We start from the raw sequence: 22,338 nt of genomic DNA on the forward strand, positions 1-22,338 counted from the left end.
AGCGCGATGCTCGCCCTGTCAGCAAAAGGCATCCTCCCGAGGTTCTCGTGAACAAAGCCACTGCCGTATACGCCCACCTCGACCGTCTCGAAAAGGAGATTGCCGCACCCGCCGGAATACCCGTGCTGCGCGTCTCCGCTGGCAACATCCGCGACGATGCACTCGACCCGAATCGCCGGTTCGCCTCCATGCCGCTCTACATCCTGAACCAGGACGGGAAGCAGGGCATGACTCGGCGCCAGTGCACGGGCGAGTACAAGATCAAGCCGATCAAGAAGAAGGTCCGCGAACTCCTCGGACACCCCTACCCGCAGCGCATCCCGAAGGGCGTCTTCGTCGAGCAGTGGATCGGTATCTCCACCGACGAGTTCCACCGCGCCAAGGACGCCGACGTCCGCTACATGCGCAACGTCCATCCCCTCATCGACCTGGGCTGGTCCCGCAGTGATTGCGTCCGCTACCTGACGTCACTGGGATTTGCGGACACTCCGAAATCATCCTGCCTCGGCTGTCCTTTTCACGGCAACGCGCAGTGGAGGAAAATCCGGGACACCAGCCCGGATGAGTGGCAGGACGTCGTCGAATTCGACGCCGCGATCCGCAAGGGCAACGCCCGCGCCAACGCCGCCGGAAACCAGCTACTGGGGCAGGCGTTCCTCCACCGCTCCCGCGTGCCCCTCAGTGAGGCGCCCATCGACCACGTCACCGCCGCCGAACGCGCCGCGCTCCACGGCGAGCCGACCGGTACGGAGGAGCTGGAGCACGGCGTGGTGGACGGCTGCTCGCCGTGGGCGTGCCGCGGGGACGCGGACGCGCTTTCGCAGGACGACTTCGGGCTGGCCTCTTGATCCTCGACCTCTTCGCGGGACCGGGCGGCTGGAGCCACGCCCTGACCATGCTCGGTGTGCGGGACGTCGGAGTGGAGTGGGACGAGTGGGCCTGCAAGACCCGCGCCGCCGCCGGGCAGTTGACCATCCGAACCGACGTGGCACTGTATCCGGTGTGGCCGTGGGTCGGCCGGACACAGGGACTGATCGCGAGTCCGCCGTGTCAGGCGTGGTCGATGGCCGGCAAGCGCCTCGGACTGGTGGACCAGCCACTCGTGCACGAAGCGGTCGCCGACCTGGCCGACGGCCAAGACACGCGTGACCGGCTCCTCGCCGCCTGCCAGGACGAACGCTCACTCCTCGCGGCCGAACCGATGCGCTACCTCCACGCCCTGAACCTCGCCGGGGAGCCGGAGTGGGTCGCCATGGAGGAAGTGCCGGACGTTCTGCCCCTATGGAAGCAGTACGCGGCCATCCTGCGGTCCTGGGGCTTCTCCGTATGGACCGGCATCCTCAACGCCGCCGACTACGGAGTGCCGCAGACACGACGGCGGGCGATCCTGCTCGCCTCCCGCGTCCGCACCGCCGAACCGCCCCCGCCGACACACGCCCGAGAGACAGAACCCGAGTCGCTGTTCGGGCCGGGCCGGGCCCGCTGGGTCAGCATGGCGGAGGCTTTGGGCTGGGGCGCGACCGACCGGCCCGTCCCAACCGTCTGCGCCGGCGGCGGACCAAATGGTGGTCCAGAGCCGTTCCCGTCCGGTTCCCGCAAGACGCTGTCAAACGCACGCGACCGCGGTACCTGGACTCCCCAGTCGGACGGGGTCGTCCTGCAGTCCCGCCGCGAAGGCGCCAGGTGGGCCACCCGTCATGGCATCCGCGAGAACCGCGCGGTCACCGTCCCTGCACCGACGTTCACCGCTGAAGCGCACCGCTGGTCCTGGTCCTTGCTCAGCAACAACCAGGCCAACGCCACCGTCAGACCGGTCGAGGAACCGGCGGGGACGCTGTTCTTCGGCCACCGCGCGAACGAATGCACCTGGATCGCCGAGCCCGCCGCCGCACCGCCGCAGGACGCCGAGTCCCCGGCCGCGCCGGAGCCGATCCGGATCACCGCCCGGGAGGCTGGCCTGTTGCAGACCTTCCCCGCCGACTACCCCTGGCAGGGGAACAAAGGACAGCAGTTCTCGCAGATCGGCAACGCCGTCCCCCCGTTGCTCGCCGCCCACCTCCTCGCCCCGCACCTGCACACCCCCCTCAACCCCGACGACTTCACCCTGACCGCCTGATGCCCCGCACCCGCGACCCCGACGAGGACAACCTCGATACGACCCCGCCGCCGCAGCCGGTGTTCTACGCCGAGCAGGCCCTCCTCGGCGCGCTCCTCCTGGAACCGTGGCGATTGGACGACGTGGCCGGGATCGGCCCCGAGGCGTTCTCCAGCGCCGCGCACGCCGCCGTGTTCGCCGCGATCCGCTCCCTGCCGGCCCCCGACCCGGCCCAGCACGCCAGGAACACCAGGTGGCTTGAGGCGGTGCTCACCGCCGCCCGCGAGCAGGCCCGCGGCCTGACCGCCTCCCACCTCCACACCCTGATCCAGGTCTGCCCCTGGCCCCGGCACGCGCCCGCGTACGCGCGGATGATCGAGGCCGAGCACGCCCGTCGCCGCCTGCGCACCGCCGCCCAGCGCCTCGCCCAGACCGCGCAGGACGCTTCACTCCCGCACCCCGTGCCCACCGCCCTCGCCGCAGTCGACGCGCTCGCCGCCGTCGTGGACAACGTCGCCGCAAAGTTCCCCCCGCACTCCGACTCCCTGCCCCGCACGCCCGCACCACCACCGGCCCCCCTCCCCCACGACGAAGAGGCAGCCGACGAGGAGCGGCTGCTGCTCGCGACCGCGACCGCGCACCCCGGCGACGCCGAGCAGATGAGGTGGCTGAACGCCAAGGACTTCACCCACCCCCTGCACGCCGGGCTGTGGCAATGCCTGACCGCCCTGACCCGGCGTCGTGCCCCCGTCGATCCCGTGACCGTCCTGTGGGAGGCCCAGCAGCGCGGCCTTCTGAACACCGGAGCCGATCCGAGAGACCTCCTCAATCTCCTCGCCGGGACAGTCGGCTCCCCCCAGCACTGGGGCGAGCGCATCCTGCAGCGCTCCCTCCTCGCCACCGCCCACCACACCGGCCGGCACATCGAGGTGCTCACCGACGACCCGGCCACCACGCCGTCCCAGCTCGTCGTCGGCAGCCGCCGCGCCCTGGCCGACCTGTCCGCCCTACGCACCCGCTGGCACCACGCCAGCACGCCGACGCCGCCGGCCAGGCCCGCGCGTACCAAGGCTATGGCCGCGCCCCGAGCCGGCCCGCCGCAGACCACGGCCGCCCCCGCCAGTCGCATCTCCCGCTGACCCCGAACCCGCCGGTGGCCGGACCGTAGGGCCGGCCACCGGCAGAAGAGAGCACGCCTTCGTGACGACACCCTCCGTCGACGCCCACGTCCGCCTCGACACCCACCCCGTCCATCCCAGCGCCGTGACCGCCACCGTCACCGGCACCCGGCAGGACCTGGCCTGCGGCCTGCTGACCGCCCACGGCTTCGAAGCCCTCGACGACCGCACCCTCGTCCTGGCCCGCATCGACCGCGAGGAGCCCTACTGGGCCGAGAAAGCCGCCCAGGCCCTGACCGCCGAGGGAATCAGCACGGAGATCACCGCCCGGCTCCGCGAGGCCATCGACGAGGAATGGACCTGGGCCAACCACCCCATGCCCTGGTGCACCCGCGAGGAAATCCGGGAGGTCTCCAACCAGGCCCAGAAGATCTACGACGACATCCGCCACGGGCGGCTCCTCATCCACGCCCACGCCCAGGACGGCCGCACCACCGTCGCGGTCGGCACCTACCTCGACAGCGGCACGAGCGTCCACCTCCACGGAGAAAACCACCTGCGCCAGATCGCCGACACCTTCGACTCGCCCGCCCAGGCCCTGATGTCCTTCGAACGCGCCCACGAAGACACCATGCGCCCCGGCCCCGCGCCGATGACCGACACCGAGCGCGAGGCCGCCCAAGCCCGCACCTCACTCGGCACACCGCCCACCAAGCCCGCACCGCGAGCGCCACAACCGGAAATCGTGCCGGTCTACGCCGCCGACCCAGGCGACCACGACGCCATCCTCGACGAGTTCCTCGCCGCACACGACGACTGGGAGAAGTGGCGCACCTGGTCCGACGACACCACCCACGCGATCCACGAATCGCAGACCCTGCGCATCGAACGCGTCCACGAAGCCCACCTCCGCGAGACCGCCTGGACCGTAGCCGCCTACGAGACCCCCGTCTCCGACCGCATGTGGCACCTCACCCTCACCGGCGCCACGCCCGCCCCCGTGCTCCAGGCGCTGCTGAACAGCCTCGCCGAAGGAGACGCCTGGGAGACCGCCATCGGCAGCCCCATCACGGAGAAGACCGTCACCCAGGCCACCCGCGCCCTTACCGACGCCGGCTGGCAGCACACCGTGGACGGACGCTGGATCCGCTGGGAGACCACCCAGGGCGACGCAGGCGTCCAGTTCGACGCCTTCGCCGCCCAAAGCCCGCGCACCACCCTCGCCACCTGGACCCTGTGGGCCGGCCCCAGCATCGACCACCCCAGCTGGGCCATCCACGCCTCGCCGTACACGCCCGCCCCCACGATCGCCCGCCTGACCGAGGAACTCGCCCACGGCACCGGCACTCGCCAACCCCAACCCCGTGCACGGCAGCGGCGCTCCCAGCTCACCACCGCACCGCCCGCGGTCGCTCCAGCCGCCCCCAGCACGCAGCCGAGCCCACACCGCTGACCGGCGCTGACACCGCAGCAGCCTCAACTCGCGGACACGCACGTGACCCCGCGAACGGGGGATATCGCGGGGTCACGTGCGCAGCGTACCGCGCGCGAGCCCCGCAGGACTTGTGCTACACAAAGGCGTCACGGGGTACGAGCTCTGCTGACGAAACTGAACGGCAGTACGCCCCCTATAGAGCCGTTACTGTAGCTACTAAGGGCCGCCTCAACCCACTCTGACGGCTCTGTGTCCCAGGTGCGGCCCTAGGCAGTGTCTTCAAATGATCTTGAGTGGTGGATCATGGTCGGGTGATACGTCGCCATGAACTGTCCGATGCGGAATGGGAGTTCGTCCGGCCGTTGCTGCCCGTGTCGCCGCGTGGGCGCAAGCGGCTGGATGACCGCAGGGTCCTCAACGGGATCGTGTGGAAGTTCCGTACGGGCACGGCCTGGCGGGATGTGCCCGAGCGGTACGGGCCGTGGGCCACGCTGCACACCCGTTTTCGCCGGTGGGCGGCGGACGGCACGTTCGAGCGGATGCTGCGCGCCGCCCAGGCGAAGGCGGACGCCGCCGGCGACATCGACTGGTTGGTGTCGGTCGACTCCACGATCGTCCGAGCTCACCAGCATGCCGCCGGCGCCCGAAAAGGGGGCTCCGCAGCCCGGCCCTCGGACGCTCTCGAGGCGGCCTGACCAGCAAGATTCACCTGGCCTGCGACGGTGTGGGCCGCCCGCTCGCCTTCACCGTCACGGGCGGCAACACCAACGACTGCACCCAGTTCACCGCCGTGATGGAGGCGATCCGGGTGCCCCGCACCGGCCCGGGACGACCGCGGGTGCGGCCCTCGCATGTCCTGGGCGACAAGGGCTACAGCTCCAGAGCGATCCGCACCTGGCTGCGGCGGCGCGGGATCAGCCACACCATTCCCGAGCGAGCCGACCAGGTCCGCAACCGGCTGAACCGCGGCAGCCGAGGCGGACGACCCCCGGCCTTCGACCGCGACACCTACAAGCGGCGCAACGTGGTGGAACGGTGCTTCAACAAACTGAAGCAATGGCGCGGCATAGCCACCCGGTACGACAAGACCACCGAGTCCTACCAAGCAGCCGTCACCCTCGCAGCCCTGCTGATGTGGGCGTGACATTTGACGACAGGCCCTAGGACCTCCGGTCCACAAGGCGCTTGCGGTACAGCACAGAATTACAGCAACCGTGGCAGCCGCCATGGACCGTCCCGAACCGCTACCACCCTTGTGATCAGGCCAATTGACCTCAGCGACCTTCGTGCCCGTAGATCGCATCGAGGGGGTGGTGCGTGTCTACGGTAGGACCAGATCCGACTGCATGGCGACGAGCTGCGGAAGTGCGTGCAACCTCCTCGAAGTGCGCGTGCAAACGAAGCAGTACCTCGGCGTCGAGGGCGGCGTAAGTCACCTGGCTCTTGGTGAGAGGTCGCCGGGTCCAATCCCCGGCCTGCTCCCTCTTATCGAGTTCCATGCCGAGCTCACGCGCGCAGACTTCGCGAAGGCTGTGGCCCCTGGCAGCGCGGCGGAGCTGAATCGACACGTCGCGCGTATCCAGCACGGCATCCAAGGCGAAACCGTGCCGGCCGAGGACCTCACGCTCGAATGAGGCGTAGTGGATCAGCTTCGTCGTTTCGGCGCTCGAGAGCAGCTGGCCGAGAGGCTCCAGATCGGGAAGCTCTAGCGCGTCGATGAGGTAGGTCGCCTCGCGACCCGCCACCTGAATCAGGCAAAGCGTACGATTCGCGAGCGTGGTTTCGACATCAAGACCGACGACGGGTTCGGACACCAACGCGTCGACCGCTGCCTTAAGTTGCGGCAGCGTGCGTACCCAGATCAGCGGTCGATCATTCTCTCGACGCAGGAGGGGCAGCTCCGCTAGTGCCCCCTCAAGCTGGGCGACACGCTCTGCGTCACCACGCGTCAAAGTCCGAACGCCATCGGGCAAGCGAGGTCGACTGGCTTCGACTCCCGAAAGCCATCGCCAGGCACCGCCGACATCGAGCAAGTAGCCGGCGACCACCTCGCGCTCGACCCACGGCGGCATCAGCGGTTGGAACTTGCTGAGACGGTAGCTCGGGAGCGATTCGGCGACCTCTGCCCAGAGGCGGTCATTCTCCCAGAACTCGGGCTCCGCCAGCTTGGTGAGCGCGTCGCGGAAGCGGTGCCTGCCAATATCCTCACCCCGCACTTTGATCAAGAAGTTGTCAGGGATGACCTTCCAATCTCCCGCGACTGCTTCGAGCGCGTACCGAAGCGTCGCATTGATGCGTCCTCCCGCGAAGGTCCACCAGCGAATCTCCCCATCGTCGAACTCTATGCCTCCGCGCTGGGAGTTGATGGTCCCGCGCATGGAAGCGCGATGCTCGGCGAGTACCGCCCATGCCGCATCGTCGAGGTATGGATAGCGCTCATCGCTCAGGAGCACCGACAGAATGCGCTGGCAGACGTCAAAGTCGAGGAACTGCGGGAGGAAGCCTCCCCACGTGGGCTGCCGTCCACGTGGAGCCGATTCGACGACCACGCGGCGGTCGTCGTGCCGTACTCGAAGGACGGCCCATGCGCGTCCTCCGAGCAAGAAGCTACTGACTCCATCGACGAGTCGGTCGACGAAGGCTTGGTTCAAAGAGCCCAGGGGCTGGCCGCCGGCGGTTTGTACCGTGTAGGTCTGCGGGCTCGAGAAGACTGCGAAGAGCTCCATGAAGTTCTTGCGTCCGAAACGACGTTCCGTTTTAGGCCCGAGGACTAGCCGGCCCCCTACAAGCCGCAATGCGCCGTCTCCTACCATCCATTTCAACAGACGGTCGTATTCGGCCCGGTGAATGCCTTGGAAGTCTGGTACGCGCGCCAGGTGCTCCCAGGCGTCGTCGGCGGAGATCCCGTCACTCGCCAGCGCCATGGCGAGCAGCTGGTGGATGAGCACTGGCCAGCAACGGCGCTCTACCTCGACCGCTTCGACCCAGCCGGCCTTGGCCAGCTCGATCAGGGCGATGGCCTGCAGTACGCCCTCGGTCGTCTCACAGAAAAACGTGGTGTTGGCTGCTTGCCCCGTTCGCCGCCCCGTTCGCCCCATGCGCTGTAGGAACGAACTCACGGTGTCCGGCGCTTCCGCCTGCAGGACCCTATCGAGGTCGCCGACGTCGATGCCCAGCTCCAGTGTGGAGGTGCACACGATGCAGGCGTCACTGCCGTGGTGAAAACGCTCTTCAGCGAGTTGGCGCTCTTCCCGAGACACTGCGCTGTGGTGGACAAACACGGCGGTGCCGGCGCGCCTCATGTATTCAGCGACCGCCTCCGTCATTGAGCGGGACTGGCAGAAGAACAGGCTCTTCTGCCCCGTCGCGACGCGCGCCGCGTCGCGGGAGAGCTCTGCGAGATCCTGGCGATGGGCGACCAGGAGCTGCCGACGCCCTGGTTGCTTTGGAGGGTTGACCACGCGTCCCGGCCGATTCGATGTGCCCTGGACCCAAGTGAGAATTGCCTCTGGGTTGCCCACGGTCGCGGACAGTCCCACGCGTTGAACGTCATGCTTGGAGATGCGTGCCAGGCGTTCGAGCACGCTCATCAAGTGGGCGCCTCGGTCGGAACCGGCCAACGCGTGGACCTCATCGATGATCACGATTCGTAGATCGGCGAAGAGCTTGTTCTCATCCACTCGCGGCGACACCAACATCACTTCGAGCGATTCCGGCGTCGTCATCAAGAGCTCGGCTGGCTCTCTGAGAAACTGACGGCGGGGGTGGTCCGGCGTGTCGCCGTGCCACACGAAGCGCCGTAGGCCGACCATCTCGGTGTAGAGCCCGAGTCGGTCAGCCTGGTTGTTCAGCAGCGCCTTGATGGGCGCGATGTAGAGTGCGCCTACCCCTTCTGGCTCGTTATCGACCATTTGAGAAAGGGTCGGGAAAATCGACGCTTCGGTCTTGCCACCAGCGGTGGGTGCCAAGATGACCGCGTTGTCACCAGCAAGCAGTACCTCGCCCGCCTCTTCCTGCACCGGGCGCAGGCTCGACCAACCGAGCCGGGAAACGATCGCCTGTTGTAGGCGCGGTGCGAAGCGGGCGAAGACACTCACCACACATCCTCGGCCGGCACGAGCCCTTCCGCCTCGTCGTCCAGGTCAACGAGCGAGGCGCCGGAGAGGACATGCTGCTCCTCAGGACTGAGCTCCTTGGCCTGAAAACCATACTCGGACATGGGCTCGTATTCCGCATGTTCCTCGACCAGGTCGAGCTGGGTGATGAACTCGCGCAGGAACTGGCGCGGCACCACGCCGACGTCACCCTTGAAGCCCGCGGTCACCTCCGCCACCAGCCGCTCCACGAATGACGTGCTGATCTTCTGGTCGAGGCGGCCACGGTCCGACGTGGGGAACAGCTCGCGGAGACGAAGGGCGACCGACCGAAGCCGATCGGCGTCGAAGGGGGCAAGCTCGAGCTGGGCCTGTCGCAAGCTAGCGAAGCGGCCCTGCTTCAGGAACCTGATCCGGTCGTGGAGCGGCGCGAGGCCAGCAACGCCATGCCGCGTGTCGAAGAACTCCGGCGTACCTGTAAAGACCCACAACAAGCCCGGATAGGAGCCCGATGCGTCGGCGATCTGCCGAATCCCATTGAGCGACTTGTGCCGCGAGTCCGAACGCATGCGGAGGATGGTCTCGGCCTCGTCGATGACGACGATGAGCCCCGCGTACCCGGCAGCCTTCACGATCTCGAGCACGCCCCGCAGGTAGTCGAGAGCATCGCGGCTCCCAATGTCCCCCTTGATGCCTGCGGCCTTCTTGGCCGATGCGGCGACGTTGCCGCTGCCGCACAACCAGGAGATGAGAGCTCCTGCCTCTGCAACCTCTCCCTTCTGCTTCAGCTCGAAGATGGTCTGAATGACGCGAACGAAGTCCTGAGGCGCTTGACCGCCCGTCATGGCCGCGAGGTCCTCGTCGAGGCGCTTCTGCACCTTGGCATCGAAGGCGGGGTCCGAGTCGTCCTCTCCGGCCGCGACGAGGCTCTCTTCCACGCGGCCAATCCAACGGTCAAGGACGTCGCCCAGGGCTCCTCGTGGGCACGAAGCGGTCCCGAGTTCGGTCAGCACCTTGCGATACACATCGTCGAATCGGTGAAACTTAAGATCATTATCGGAGACCACGACGAAGCTGGTCGCGAACCCCCGAGCCTGCGCATCCAGCAGCGCGAGGCGCGCCATGAACGTCTTGCCGCAACCATAGCCGCCGCGGAGGAACTTGACGGTGCCCTCGCCACTCCTCGCCAGGTCGAGCTGTCGATGCAGCTCTCCGCGTTGCTTCTCGATGCCGACGGCGAACGCGTCGATTCCCCGCTCGGGCACCAGGCCTTTGCGCAGCGACTCAAAGACGTGCTCGACGTCCTTCTGGGTCAGGGTGCTCATCCGCTTCCCTCACGTACGTATCGCTTCACTCCGGCCACAACGTCGATGCGCACGCCGAAGGGGACCTTCTGAGCATATGCCTCGAACTGGAGGGCAAAGCGCCGCAGGCCACGCGGGCCGCCCAGCATCACGGCGGCCTCGTTCTCCGTAACCGTGCCATGCGCCGCCAGGTGCTCGAACACCTGCCGGACCCCCGACTCGGGGAGCTGCTCCAACCAGCTCGCATTGCCCGCCCCGATGCCCGCTGCTGGTGTGGATGGTGGTGACGCCAGCTCCCGCGTCGCCGTGACCGCGAAGCGAGCATCCGGTACGCACGGCACCACGTCCGCCACAGCGCTCGGATGGTAGATCTCGATGAGCGCACGCGCGTCGACGGCTCCGGAGAGCCGGAAGAAGAGCTCGAAGCGTTCACCAACGGTCGCGACGACCACGCCGCCCGCGATACGCGCCTTGCCGCGTGTCTGGCAAAGCTCGACCTGTACGCCCTCGGCGTCAGGGACCCGCAGCGCGAGCTCGATATCCTTTGGGCTTCCGAAGTCCAACGACCGCTGCGCGAGGACTTCGACCTTGGCTTCGATGCAGTGCATCCCCGCTACGCCCTCGCTGGCCTCGGCTTCTATGCCGTACTGCACGCTGCTCCCACCAGCCGCCGTGCGATGCACCACGGTCAGCACCGGAATGACGCGCTCCTGCAGGCTGTTGCCGCCATGAACAAAACTCATGGACCGCCGGCCGGTATCGAAGACCGCCGTGGTCTCCGGAAACATCAAGTGCCCGTTCACCCCCTCGTAGCCGAGGTCCGCCAGCGCGACCCTGACCTCTCCCGCGTGATCCGCCGCCACCGGAGAGAAGACATGCCTTCGTTGCGGATCGATGCGACGACCGTGGGCTTGGGCGGATGCGACACTGTCCTCCAGCAAGAGGAAGCCGTGGTCGCTGGTGAAGACGAACCGACGCACGCCCGCGTCTCGAAGCAGATGCCAAGCGGCACGCAGCTTCTGCATGACATGGTCGAACACGGCGGGGCCGACACCTTTCTCGCCGGCGTTATCGATCTCCTGGCTGTGTACGACGACCAGTCGTGCCTGCGCAACCGAGCGCTTGAGCGAGGTGCTGTCGCGGCTGACCACCTCTTCGAGGGTGAGCCATGGACACGTCCCACCGCCGACCCGATCGTGCATGGCCCGCCTGCGCGTTTCAGGGTCAGACACACGAAACTCACCCGTCTGAAAGCCCTGAACCCTTCCGGTGTCGCTCGCCATCGAAACGTGCAGACGACCGTTCTTCTCGACGGGCGCGAGCACGTTCATGCCCACCTCGGTCACGGTGGGGAGCTCGGCAAGCCGGGGTTTGAGCAGCACAGTGGTGGCGGGGGTGCCTTCCATCTGGCGGTAGAGCTCCTCGCCCATCTCAAACCGCAGGGCGTCGACGACGAAATATGCGGTCGTTCCGGCTTCCTGGGTCAGCGGCTTGACCACATCATCGAAGAGCATCCGCTGCTGTTGCGAAGCACCTGCAAGGAAGCCATGTGCCTGGCAGAGCGCGTTGAACTCGCGCGCCCAGGCATCGGCCCACACGCGCCAGGCGCGGCGCATCCCGTCGAGGCGCGTCCGCAGGGTCTCGAACTCGGGAAGCTGCGGGTAGAGCAAGGCCATCCGCCGTTGCTCCAACTGCCGATGCGCTTGATCGACGGCGGCGCCGCGCTCGACGTAGGCGCTCACGGCGGCTTCGAGGCCACCGCCGTCGCTCGTGCCGACCCCGATTCGCTCGCCCGCACGCGCAATCGTCTGACCCAGACGGGCCGCGTCGCGGACAAGCTGCCAGGCGGACTGCCTCGCGGGATCGTCTCGAAGCCAGAACGACGTGCTCGTCGGCTTGGCGTCCACCCGCATATCGGACCATTCGGCGGCGAGGTCATATGCCGCGCGATCGAGGGCAGCCAGCGCCGCCTTAAGAACCTTGTCCTCCTCGAACCGGAACGTGTCGACCTTACCGAGATCTTCGGCCCGGGCCGCGTCGACCTCATCGGCGAGCAATGCCTCGGTCTCGTCTGCCGTCCGCTGGTAGAAGCCTGGGTGACGCTCCCGGAGATGGGCCGCCACGGCGCGGCAGGTTTCGATGACCGGGCGCGGCAGGTCGGCGACGCGCGCCAGGTGTTTACTGACCGGCGCACGCTTCAGATCGTCCACGTACTCCACGCAGAGCGCCCAACTCGCGGCGACGAACGCCACATCCTCGGCGCGCGGCCGCGAAGGCGGAAGCGTGGTATCGCGCCAGGAACCAGGGAGGCCGACCCAGGCGCCGAAGCGTTCCCAGAGCGCGTCCTCGTCGTCAAGCTTGCCGATTCGTCCGGCGACGAACCCCCCCGTGAGCAGGTCGTCGAACACGGCCGTCGGTTTCATGGCCTGGAGTTGCGCCGCGATGCCCCCTTCGGCGTCATCCAGGAGTGCACTCAGCCAGGCCTCGGCCCCCGCGAGCGTCATGTCGGGCTGCGCCTTGAAGGAGGCGATCTGATCAGGGCGTACCCGTCCCGCGGCGGCCTCGGTGACGAGGGTGTCGAGCGCCTTCCGGTACCGCACACCGGCCGCGTAGAGCTCGAAGAGCGGCGTTTGCCGCACGGTCTCCTCGGTGAAGCCTGGCAGGTAGATGACTAGCGGTACCTTTTCCGTTCCGGCAGCCACCCCGTCGAGTGCCATCATCAGCGCCAGGTGACTCCCTCGGAACGCGCAGACCTCGTAAGGCAGCGCACCGGCGTCACACAACGCCTGGAGGCGGTCGACGAACCCTCCATAGTGCCCGGCTTGGTCGAGCCACACGACAACGCCTTGCCGGCGCACCCACGAGCGCAGGTCCGCCTCAAGGCTCGCGGACACAGGGCCGCCGAGCCCCACCGTCGATAGCTGGGGTGCTGCTGTCGTCGTCACGTGTCGTCCCCCTCGCTCTCCTCAGCGTCGTCGTAGGCGTCCTCGTTCTCAAAGAGGTCGGGCGGGACGAGAGTGGCAAGGAAGTCCTTGCGCGCGCGAACCTTCTCGGGGTACTGCGATTCGAACGCCGCGCGGGCCTCGGGCTCATCAGGGGCAAGGATGCGGAGCTCGGCGCCCTGCTTCTCGGCCAGGCGTAGCTCCATCTCCCAGAGAGCCTCGGCGTGGGCTGACCAAAGACCCGTCTCGAGGATGCGCATTTCGGGTACGAGCTTTCGGCTCTTGCCACGTCCCATGCGCCGTGCGGCCTCCTTCTCGATGGCGGCGAGGGCCTTGGCCGGGTGGTCGCGCAGGAAGGCGTCGCGGTGGGGGCGGTCGCCGCTGTCACCAAGGTCGCGTCCACCGAGTCGGTAGGGCGCCTCCTCGATCTTGAAGTCGGGGCCTACCTCGTCCTGGAGTCGCAGCTCCCAGCCCCAGGCGCGCTCGGGGTGATAGCGCCAGAAGCAGCCGTGGGCGACGGCAAGGCTCGGGTCCTGCTGGCACTTCCGGTCAACCCGAGTCGGCCAATAGCGCATCGCCAGGTGGGACCAGTCATAGTCCTTGCGGCCCTGCGCGGTGGCGAGTTCCTTCCACCACTTCTTGGGGTCCTTCCACTGCGGGTCGAGCAGCGGCCACAGCGCGGCGGAGTTGATCATCACGCCGTCGTCGAGGCTAGGCGCGTAACGGGCGTCCTGCTCGCGCGGCAGGCACTTGTTGTCGGTCGGCGGCGCGCCCCGGTCGGCGCACTGCTCGACGTCGGCCATGAAGGCTTGCAGTTCGTCCCTAGTTTTGAGCACCCGGTTGTATTGCCGCTCGGCAGTGCGGGAGGCCTTCTTGTCGGCGCTGTCGCGGGCGGAGCGCAGGTCGGAGAGCTCGCCGTCAAGGCGGGCGAGCGTCGGCACGAGGTGGTCGGCGAGCAGCACCCGCAGGGTTTGCTCATTCATTCGGTGGATGTTTACCCAGGCGACGAAGGTCTTGTCTGACGAGGAGAGCGGCCAGTGGATGGGCCGGTTCTCGTACATGCCCTTGTGGACGTCCTTGAAGAAGTCGAGGGCCAGCCAATCGCGCAGACCTCGCTTCGTGCCGATGGCCAGGCCGTACTCGCTCCAAGCGGCGTGCAAGGGCGCTGCGGCGGGGTGGCCGAGGCTGTCACGGCGGTCCTCGGCATCAAGGGTCCCGTCGAGGAAGAGGACGCCGTGCGGCAGGGTCTGGGAGACGTCAGCGGTGGTCGGGTCCAGCACCCCCTTTCCCTCGGGATCAAAGCGCCCGAGGGCCACGCCGAAGGCGAAGCTCAGGTGGTCGGCGGGGGTCTCGCGGTCGAGCTGTTCGATGTAATCGGGGAGCGGCTCGTCCTCAAGGCGGTCCACGGCGGTCTGAGCCCAATCCTGGGCATGGCGCCAGGGGGAGGGGCCGGGGTATTTGAACTCGACGGAGGGCTCGCGGTGGGATTCGTGGGTGGCGAATGCCGCCTCGACCTGCGCGAAGATGGCGCTAGCGTCATCCACGGGGAATAGGGGAAGCCGATTCACATCCCCAACAAGGAAATCCATTCCTGGGTTGAGTGACGAAAGTACGGATCGCGCGAGTGATGAGTTCAAAAGGCAGACGGTTGAAGCGAGATTTTGCTCACCCGGAAACACGGATGCACCCTTGTGTCCAAAGACCGAGCGGTGCCGATGGGCTCTTGCGGTGAACCCGCTACCGATGAGTGAAAATGCGACGCCTTTCTCGAAGTAGTGAACTTCGTTCTTGACTGTCCGAGAGTATGACCCGTACAGCTCCTCATTGAAGATCTTCACTTCCATGCCGAAGTGTGAGAAGCGCACTATATCCCTAGCGTCCTCAAGCCACGCCCGTCCTTCTGCTCCCTTGATGTATAGGGCCCAATTCGCGCGAGGGCAGGGGTCCAAGGCGCCCATCCCAAGATAGAGGTGAGACGGCAACACTTCCCACGCCAGACGAAGAAATCGGGTGTTGTTTTGTGTGGACAGCCCATTCCGCACTGGTGCAGCGTCAGCCAGCTTCGCAAGATTTGCGTATTGCCTTATGAAGTCGCTTTCCCACCAATAAACCAGCGGCCACTCTGGCACGACCTTCAGCGCGGCCGGGTCGAAGGTATGGAGGCCTTCGTGGCAGAGAGTGGCCGCACGTTTCCGTCGGGTTCGCGCTCGATCATAGGACGTATCTTCTGGCGGCGTGGGTTGCTGAGCCACACCGGACTCCGGTCGGTGCGTCGACCGATGAACCACACTCACGGTGACGCTCAACAGGTCGTTGGGAACCTCGTCGAAGGCACCCACTGCGAAGTCACCAAGCCCACGCACGTCGAAGTTGCTGAGGATGCGTTCCCGCAGCCCTGCATACTGCTTGATGAACAACCAATTCCGCATCGTGAGCATCGCCGACACGCCGCCGTCGCGCACTAGTTCCAGCCCGCGCAGCAGGAACGCCGCGTAGAGGTCTGCCTTGCCGAGCGGGTATGTCTTCTCGATGTACTTAGTGTCCGCCATCTTGCTCGTGCCCTGGTACGGCGGGTTCGCCACCACCAGGTCGTAGGCCCCCTGGCGCACAAGCCGCACGAAGCGCACACCCGCCGCGAGCTGCTCACCGCGCAGTCGCAGACCAAGGTCATCGCCGCCTGTGTGCTTCGCCAGAAAGCCCTCGAGCAGGCCGAGCAGGGTGGCCTTGGCCTCGTCGCGTCCGATGGCGACGCGCTCGGGCTGAGGTTTGAAGCCGGTGAACAGGTCACCCTGCTCGGCCACCGCCCGCCCCAGCACCGCCTCGTGCCGCTCCAAGGCCTCATCCACTGCCGTGTCCACTTTGAGCAGGCTGCCCAGATGGTCGGCGCCGCGTAGGGCGTGGACCAGCGCGTCGGTCAATTCGCCCGGAATGCCGGTTTCGCGCTCCACCTCACGGCGCAGCTCGATGAGCGCTGGGTCGTCGTCGGGCAGGCTCGCCAGGCGCAGGTTCGACGCCACCAGGTTCAGCCGCTCGGGCCGGGCGTCGGGTGCGACCTGCCGGGCCTTCAGCCACAGCGCGGCGGCCGCGATCTGCGCCGCCCGCGGGTCCAGGTCGATGCCGTGCAGGTTGTGGGACAAGATGCGTTCGACGATGGCCCGGTTGGACCAGCGCTCCTCACCTGCCTCACCCCGATGCCGGGCTTCCTCGCGGTAGAGCGCCACCAGCAGGTCGAGCGCCACGACCAGGAAGTGCCCCGAGCCGACCGCGGGGTCGAGTAGCTTCAGCTCGCGCACGGTCTCGGGCGCCTGTGCCACGGCGTCCTCGGGGATCGGCTGCGGCACGTAGTAGGCCCAGCGGCGTTCAGCGTCGGTGTGGAGCGGCATCAGGTCGGTGAGCGCGACCTCGCGCGACGCGCGCTTGGCCCGCCACTCGGCCCTCCGCTCTTCCAGGCGGTCGAGCGTGCCGTCGGCCTGAACCTCGGGCGTCCACCCGTGCTTCTGGCACATGGCCAGCCACATCGCCCCGAGGCTGTTCTGGAGCAGCCAGTCCACCATGTAGCGCTCGGTGAACATCTGGGTCTTGCTGGCGATCTCGTGCGGTTCGACTTTGCCGCCGCCGTTGAGCTTGTCGTCGAGCGCCTCGCGCTCGGGATCGTTCCAGTACTGGTAGACCCAGCCGAGCGTCATGTCGTCGGTCCAGCATGTCTCGAGCGCCTCGGTGTTGAGGGCGTCGATGACATGCCGCAGCGTCGCCGCCGGGATCGGAACGAGGTCGGCCACCCCTGCTGGCCCGTAGAGACCGGGCAGCTCGGTGGCGAGATCCTCGAAGGTCAGGCGCAGCAGAAAGGCGTAGCCCTCGGTCTCATCGCCACGCACGAGCTCCGGCGCGAGCTGCCGGAAGTCCCTGTAGGCGCGGCTTTCCCAGCCTCCGGTCACCACGGCGGGCGCGCGAAGCGGTTCGCCCGAGGGGCCCGGCGCCTCCATGAGCCGCAGCATCACTAGCCGGTTCAGCAGCGTGTAGGCGGCTTGCTTTTCGGCCTCGCGGCGGAAGTCATCCTCGGACCGGTTTCCCTTGGCCTTGGCGGTGCCCTGAGCTCGCAGCTGCTCGGCTACCCACGCCTCCAGGCGGCCTCGCCGGGCGCGCGCAGCCTCGTCCAGCCCTGCGTCGCGGGCGTGCACCGAGAGCCGGTAGGCCGTCTCGGTGGCGGCGTGGAGGTCCTCGAGCAAGCGAGCACGCAGGGACTGGATGGTTGACGAGAGCGCGCGCTTGGCGTCGGAAGTCATGGGCATGGTCGTCATCCTCCAGTCACAGCAGCCGCACGCGCGCGCCAGCGCGGACCTGCTCGAGCAGGCGTTCCTTGATCTCGTCGACGAGTGCCTGCACGTCGGTCTCCGTCGCCACCTCTCGATTGCGCAGTTGCAGGTCGACCCGCGCGATGAGCGGCTTCTCACCCTCGCTCAAGATCTCATCGAGGAGGTCGTTCGCCTGGTCCTCGGCACGCTGCAGCGCGAGCATGAACGGGTCCTTCAGGGAGACGAGCGGTGGTGCGATTGCCTCGGCGGTGGTGTCGGTCACCGCTAGCGCGAAGGGTCGGAGCACGCGGTGTGCTTGCTCGCCCGTGAGGGTGCTAAAGCCGTCCCGCGCCTTCACGCGGGCACGGGCCGTCTCCGCCTGCTGCTCTTGCCACTGGAGCAGCAGCTGCCTCTCGGCGAGGTAGCAATTGCGGATCTCAGCGAGGTCCTCATCGAGCGCACCGATGTCGCGCCAGGGCCGCTCGGCCTCGAGCTGGGCAGCGACGCGCGTCGCGGCTGCCTCGACCTTGGTGGGCTCGACGCCGAGGTCCTTAAGCTGAGTTGCCTGGTACGTGAGCACATCATGGGCGGCTGTGACGGCCCGAATGGCATCGACCGTCAGCTCCGCGTCGTAGAGCTGCAGGAGCTGGACGCCGTCTTGCAGCGTGTCGAGGTGCTTCTTGACCAGCTTTACGGTCGGCTTGGTCTGCCGGCAGGTGCGGATGCACTGCTCGAGCGCCTCGTCGAGCTTGCCGAACACAGCTGGCCCCTCAGGCGAGCCTGGGAGCTGGTTGAGCTGGCCCTGTACGCCGCGGAGCTTCTGCGCGAGTTGCGGGAAGTGCTGGGCGACCGCGTCGGCGATGGCGTGGTCTTCGCGATCCATGCGGTGGCTGAGGCGTTCTTCGAAGAATTTGCAGATGCGCGCCCGCGACTGGAAGCCGATGTCGTCTTCGCCGGCCGGGAAGATCGTTGTGCGTCGGAAGGCACGGTCCTTGTCGAAGAGGTCGCGCACTCCCGCATCGCGAATGGCGGTGATTTCATTGCCGCCATCGGGCTGCAGACGCACCTTGCCGGCGCGGAGCAGGCCCGCGATACAGGCCTTCACGACGTTCGGCGTGTAGCCGTAGGGTGGGCCGCCGAAGTGGGCGAGGAGTGTCGTCCCGCCGAGGCCCCCCTCGGCTTCGATGTATTCCTGGATGCGGCGTGCCACGACGCCGCTGCACGAGGGGACGTAGCGTCCGGAGTCAAGTTCGAGGATGCCGAGGTCGCCTGTGAGGAACTTGGGTGACGGGCCGGAGAGTTCGGCCTCGACGAGCTGAAGCAGTTCGGAGGGCTGGACCTGCGTGGCGGTGAAGTGCGGGAATAGCTCTGGCAGCACCCGGGTGGCCATTGCGTGGAGCGCTACGGCGAACGACGCGCCTTGCTCCTGTGGCGAGATGCTCCGACCTCGGAAGTACATCTTTCCGGCCATCCACGCCGCCGCGATGTCGTCCCGCGCGCGCTTCTCGAGGTCCTCGGCACGGTTCTCCTCCTGCTGGAGCAGGAGCTTGCGGGCGGGATTCAACGACTCGCGGCGCGGCTTGTACTTCTTGACCATGGCTCGCGAGCGGTAGAGCTCGCGCGCGCGGTGGTCCACGTTGTCGATGTCGCCGCACAGCCAGACGAGGCGGTCGTGAAGTGCGGTCTCGCCGCTCTTCTTCACCCAGGTGCTCTCAGTGCGCTCCTCGCGGGCCAGGAAGCGAAAGTCGACACGGGCGGCAGCGTCGTCGCGTGGGTCGACGAGGTTGGCGTCGTCCGCGCGGCGGCCGTCGGAGAACTGCCCTGCCCAAGGGAATGGCCGTCCTTGAAGTCGCGGGCGGTCCGGAGTAGCGAGGAGAAAGCGGAGCCCGTCCTGCACGATCTCGCTGATGGCTTCGCGTGCGACGCCGATGTCGCGGCGCTCACGCTCCCACTCTTCACCGGCTGAGGACTGGACCTTGTAACCGTGCTTTTCCGAGTACCCGAGGAGGTTCCTGCGGCGCAGCTCCTCGAGCGCCTCGGTTACGGCAGCCACATGGTTGCCGCGGTCGACTCGGTCGTAGAGGCACTGCGCCACGAGTTTCGCATCGGTGGCCTGGGTGTCCTGAATGAGCTCGAGCAGTGCCACAGCCTTGGCCGCGCGCACCAGGAGCCCGTCCGCATCATCGGTGCACTGGCTCAGCACGCGGGCCATCGACGCTTGCACGTCGGAGTCGAGCGCAGTGTGCTGAACCTCGTAGACCTGGTCCAGAGTCACGAGCGCGCCCACTGGCTGTTCGGCGAAATTCTGGTCGCGGAACAGCTCACCGAGAAGCTGGAGCAGGCCGCGGATGGCCTGGTCATCGCCCTGGGCACGGGCCGAGCGTGTGCGCAGGGCGCTGGTGATCTGCAGGATCAGGTCGATCTGCCCGGGCAGCATCGGGTAGACCTCGACGAACTCCTCGGGGGTCACCGACTCACAACCGTAGGCGTACAGCTTGAGGTCGGGCCGGTGGCTCTCGAAGAGCGCGCGCAGCTGTCCCTCGGCGTCGGGTCGCTTCTGGAGGAGTCGCTTGTGGACGACGTCCCGGATGTTCGTGGCCGCCAGATGGACGCGGAACTTGGAAGGGAAGCGGTCTTTCGCCCACACCAGGAAGGAGTCGTCCGCCTCCTCGTCGAGCTTCTGCTGCCCTAGCGCCAGCAGCCAGGCTTGGCCGCGGAGCGTGGAGCCGATGGCGGTCGCGAAGGCACGCAGCCGGTCCACACGGTCTTTGTTGGATAGAACGTATTGGGAGACCTCGTCGACAACGAGGAACAGCGTCGCGCTCGGGCGACGGAACTTGAGCATGTCGCGAATGGCCGCCACGGCCTCCTCGGGGGACTCGGAGCGCGCATGGGTGCCGCCGCGGCTGGTGAACCAGCTCATGGGGTCGGTGTACCGGTCGGGATACATCACGCTCATGACATGCGAGAAGTCCTCCTCGGCCAGCGCCTTGTCCTTCACGCTGGCCCATGGCGTGCCGAGTGTCTCCCGGGCCGTCTTCTCGAAGCGGGACCACTCGCCGTCACGCTCGAGGCCTAGCTCGAAGTCCGCCACGAGGGGCTCGGTGCTGCAGTAGCCGAGCCGTCGTTGGACCTGCCGAACGGTCGCGGCGTGGATGTGCTCGTTGTCGCGCGCGATGCCGCCAATGTCGAACACGACGGCCAGCGGATCGATCTTCTGGCGAAGAACACGCCATGCCTCGCGCAGCTCGGCAGACTTCGGCGACGTGTCTCGCTGAAGCCACGCCTCCGCGAGTGATCCTCCGTCCGGCAATGCGACGCCATCGAGGGAGAGCCCGAGCAGCTTGGCGAAGCTCGACTTACCGGAGCCGTAGAAGCCTGAGATCCAGGCGTTGGGGAGTTCGGGCCCACCTGCCTTGTCGAGCTCCGCAGCGATGTTCGTAAGTAGCCGGACGTACTGCTCATGGATGCCGCTCGGCACACGACGATGGTTCGGGTGATCCTCGGGCCAGCCGCCGGTGATGATGTACTCGGAAACCTCGGCGGCGAGCTTGTCCGCGCTCTGCTCGTGAAAATACACGACCGGCGGGATGTCCCGTGTGACGTCAGAGAGAAAGAGGTCGCGAATCAGCATGTCGTCCCTCATGGATAGATTCGAGGCCGGTAGTCGTTGTCCGGATTGAGAATGCCCATGAACGAGAGCCCTGCCGGTCCTCGTCGTTCGCCCGGATAGAGCAGGACCACCGGCACATTTCGCGTCCTGCCGTCGAGGTGACGAAGAAGAGCTGATGATCGAATGAATGGGTACAGCGCGCCCGCGCGTCCGATGAAGGCCACCGTCCGGTCAACGGTGTCCGGGTGCCTGTCGGCGTACTCGCAGATCAGGCGGCTGCAGTCCGCCGCGATCCCGTCGGGCCCTTCGATGAGTGGCCAGAGCTTCGACTTCAGATAGTTCAACCCGCGCTCCGGTTCGATGCCGGCCATGCGCTCTTCCATCTGCACGACGCGGTCGACCCACTCCAAGCCCTGCGCTCTGACACGGTCGAGAAGGAGCTTTTGAAGGCTGATCGAAATGACCATCCAACCGTTCGCGACGAGGTCTGCGGTCAAGCGCTGCACTTCGCCACGGAGCTTGAACTCATCGGGCGGCTCGTACTGCATTATGGCGAAGCGATAGTTGCGCATCGTGCTTATGTGCGGGCCGTCCTCGTGGATGAGATCTCGGCGCAGCGCGGCGAACGCCTCTTGCAGAGGAGTCTGTTGAAACAGGGGAAGGGTCATAGGGCAGCTCCAGCCAGGCGCCGCTCATCATTGCGGAGGTTGACGTCGGCCCACATCCGCAAGTCGTGATGCCTCCAGCCGAAGTCGATGAGGTCACCCTGCCGCCTGAAAGCGAGCCCAGGGAGCCCACGCAAGCGCTCCTCAAGGATGGCACCCTCCAGGCCGACCGAACTCGTGTACGGGTTGTCGAGGAGACTTCCCTCGAACTCCGTCTCTCGCAGCAAGTACATGAGGTACTCGAGTGCTTCGTCCGGCACACGCGGCATACCGATAGGGCGAGGGTCGCGGTTCGAGGTGACCAAAGCGGCCGAGTACGCCGCGGAGAGGAGCTTGCTGGCGAACTGGATTCGCATCGACATCATCCAGCGGCCGGGTCCTTGCTGTCCGACCCAGGCGACGACGAGATCGCGAGTCACCTCGGGCCGAGGCCCAGAGCGACGCGCCACCAGATAGGATCCCGTGAAGCGTCGATAGAGAGGGTCGGTGAGTTGCAGATGCCAGTGGCAGATGGCTCTGCGTGTTTCCGGTGACATATGTTGCCAGCTGTGGAGCACGGCGAGCGCCGATGGAAACGCACTGAATCGGGCACGCATGTTGGTGAGAAGCACCTCGACGCGCGCCAGACTCCGAGCGCCAAACCAGTACTCGTCGAAGGCCCGTTGGGCGTTCACGTCAGTGGTCTCGTCGGCGCGGGCCCAGAAGGCGCGCGAGTCATCGACCTCGAGGGCACACTTCGAGAGGCGTGTGTGCATTTCCGTCACCTCTCGTGGGCGGCCC

The 22,338-nt window shown here is 67.0% G+C and carries 10 protein-coding genes and 2 pseudogenes; 5 read left to right on the plus strand and 7 right to left on the minus strand.

The features are described 5' to 3' along the window. Positions 1 to 6 precede the first annotated feature (6 nt). The 5 genes and pseudogenes from ACWC91_RS27740 to ACWC91_RS27760 all read left to right on the plus strand — a co-directional run bounded on the left by ACWC91_RS27740 (position 7) and on the right by ACWC91_RS27760 (position 5,792). Positions 7 to 848, plus strand: a pseudogene (locus tag ACWC91_RS27740) (hypothetical protein). Further along, entirely contained in the window at positions 845 to 2,116 is a 1,272-nt protein-coding gene (locus ACWC91_RS27745) for a DNA cytosine methyltransferase (protein WP_390873341.1), read from the plus strand. Before ACWC91_RS27740 ends, ACWC91_RS27745 begins: the two are co-directional and overlap by 4 nt. Then, positions 2,116 to 3,234 (plus strand): DnaB-like helicase N-terminal domain-containing protein, encoded by a 1,119-nt coding sequence (locus tag ACWC91_RS27750; protein ID WP_390873340.1) that lies wholly within the window; start codon positions 2,116 to 2,118, stop codon positions 3,232 to 3,234. The genes ACWC91_RS27745 and ACWC91_RS27750 overlap by 1 nt, the downstream gene beginning before the upstream one ends. A gap of 61 nt (positions 3,235 to 3,295) precedes the next feature. After that, positions 3,296 to 4,666 carry a DUF317 domain-containing protein gene (locus tag ACWC91_RS27755; RefSeq protein WP_390873339.1) on the plus strand — a complete coding sequence of 457 codons (1,371 nt, stop codon included), beginning with the start codon at positions 3,296 to 3,298 and terminating at the stop codon, positions 4,664 to 4,666. Positions 4,667 to 4,962: 296 nt separating this feature from the next. Continuing rightward, positions 4,963 to 5,792 (plus strand): annotated as a pseudogene (locus tag ACWC91_RS27760) (IS5 family transposase). Between the two features lie 130 nt (positions 5,793 to 5,922). Here the strand turns inward: ACWC91_RS27760 and ACWC91_RS27765 are convergent. Genes ACWC91_RS27765 through ACWC91_RS27795 form a run of 7 tightly spaced genes read right to left on the minus strand, consistent with a single transcriptional unit; the run spans position 5,923 to position 22,313 of the window. Further along, entirely contained in the window at positions 5,923 to 8,745 is a 2,823-nt protein-coding gene (locus ACWC91_RS27765) for a DEAD/DEAH box helicase (protein ID WP_390873338.1), read from the minus strand. Further along, positions 8,742 to 10,067 (minus strand): BREX system ATP-binding protein BrxD, encoded by a 1,326-nt coding sequence (brxD, locus tag ACWC91_RS27770; protein WP_390873337.1) that lies wholly within the window; start codon positions 10,065 to 10,067, stop codon positions 8,742 to 8,744. The genes ACWC91_RS27765 and brxD overlap by 4 nt, the downstream gene beginning before the upstream one ends. Beyond that, entirely contained in the window at positions 10,064 to 12,991 is a 2,928-nt protein-coding gene (pglZ, locus tag ACWC91_RS27775) for a BREX-6 system phosphatase PglZ (RefSeq protein ID WP_390873336.1), read from the minus strand. The genes brxD and pglZ overlap by 4 nt, the downstream gene beginning before the upstream one ends. Further along, complete coding sequence (gene pglX, locus ACWC91_RS27780) at positions 12,988 to 17,277, minus strand: BREX-6 system adenine-specific DNA-methyltransferase PglX (protein WP_390873335.1); 4,290 nt, start codon at positions 17,275 to 17,277, stop codon at positions 12,988 to 12,990. The genes pglZ and pglX overlap by 4 nt, the downstream gene beginning before the upstream one ends. A 16-nt stretch (positions 17,278 to 17,293) precedes the next feature. Then, positions 17,294 to 20,926, minus strand: a complete 3,633-nt coding sequence (gene brxC / locus ACWC91_RS27785; RefSeq protein WP_390873334.1) for a BREX system P-loop protein BrxC — start codon at positions 20,924 to 20,926, stop codon at positions 17,294 to 17,296. Continuing rightward, entirely contained in the window at positions 20,923 to 21,561 is a 639-nt protein-coding gene (locus ACWC91_RS27790; protein WP_390873333.1) for a DUF1788 domain-containing protein, read from the minus strand. The genes brxC and ACWC91_RS27790 overlap by 4 nt, the downstream gene beginning before the upstream one ends. Next, complete coding sequence (locus ACWC91_RS27795) at positions 21,558 to 22,313, minus strand: hypothetical protein (RefSeq protein WP_390873332.1); 756 nt, start codon at positions 22,311 to 22,313, stop codon at positions 21,558 to 21,560. The genes ACWC91_RS27790 and ACWC91_RS27795 overlap by 4 nt, the downstream gene beginning before the upstream one ends. Positions 22,314 to 22,338: the final 25 nt, after the last annotated feature.

This window comes from Streptomyces sp. NPDC001204 (genome assembly GCF_053598035.1).

What these genes read in the sequence shown, in the direction of transcription:
- ACWC91_RS27790 (WP_390873333.1), bottom strand. Translation starts at nt 21,561, where the DNA reads ATGACCCTTCCCCTGTTTCAACAGACTCCTCTGCAAGAGGCGTTCGCC.
- pglX (WP_390873335.1), bottom strand. Translation starts at nt 17,277, where the DNA reads ATGCCCATGACTTCCGACGCCAAGCGCGCGCTCTCGTCAACCATCCAG.
- brxD (WP_390873337.1), bottom strand. Translation starts at nt 10,067, where the DNA reads ATGAGCACCCTGACCCAGAAGGACGTCGAGCACGTCTTTGAGTCGCTG.
- ACWC91_RS27795 (WP_390873332.1), bottom strand. Translation starts at nt 22,313, where the DNA reads ATGCACACACGCCTCTCGAAGTGTGCCCTCGAGGTCGATGACTCGCGC.
- ACWC91_RS27750 (WP_390873340.1), top strand. Translation starts at nt 2,116, where the DNA reads ATGCCCCGCACCCGCGACCCCGACGAGGACAACCTCGATACGACCCCG.
- brxC (WP_390873334.1), bottom strand. Translation starts at nt 20,926, where the DNA reads ATGAGGGACGACATGCTGATTCGCGACCTCTTTCTCTCTGACGTCACA.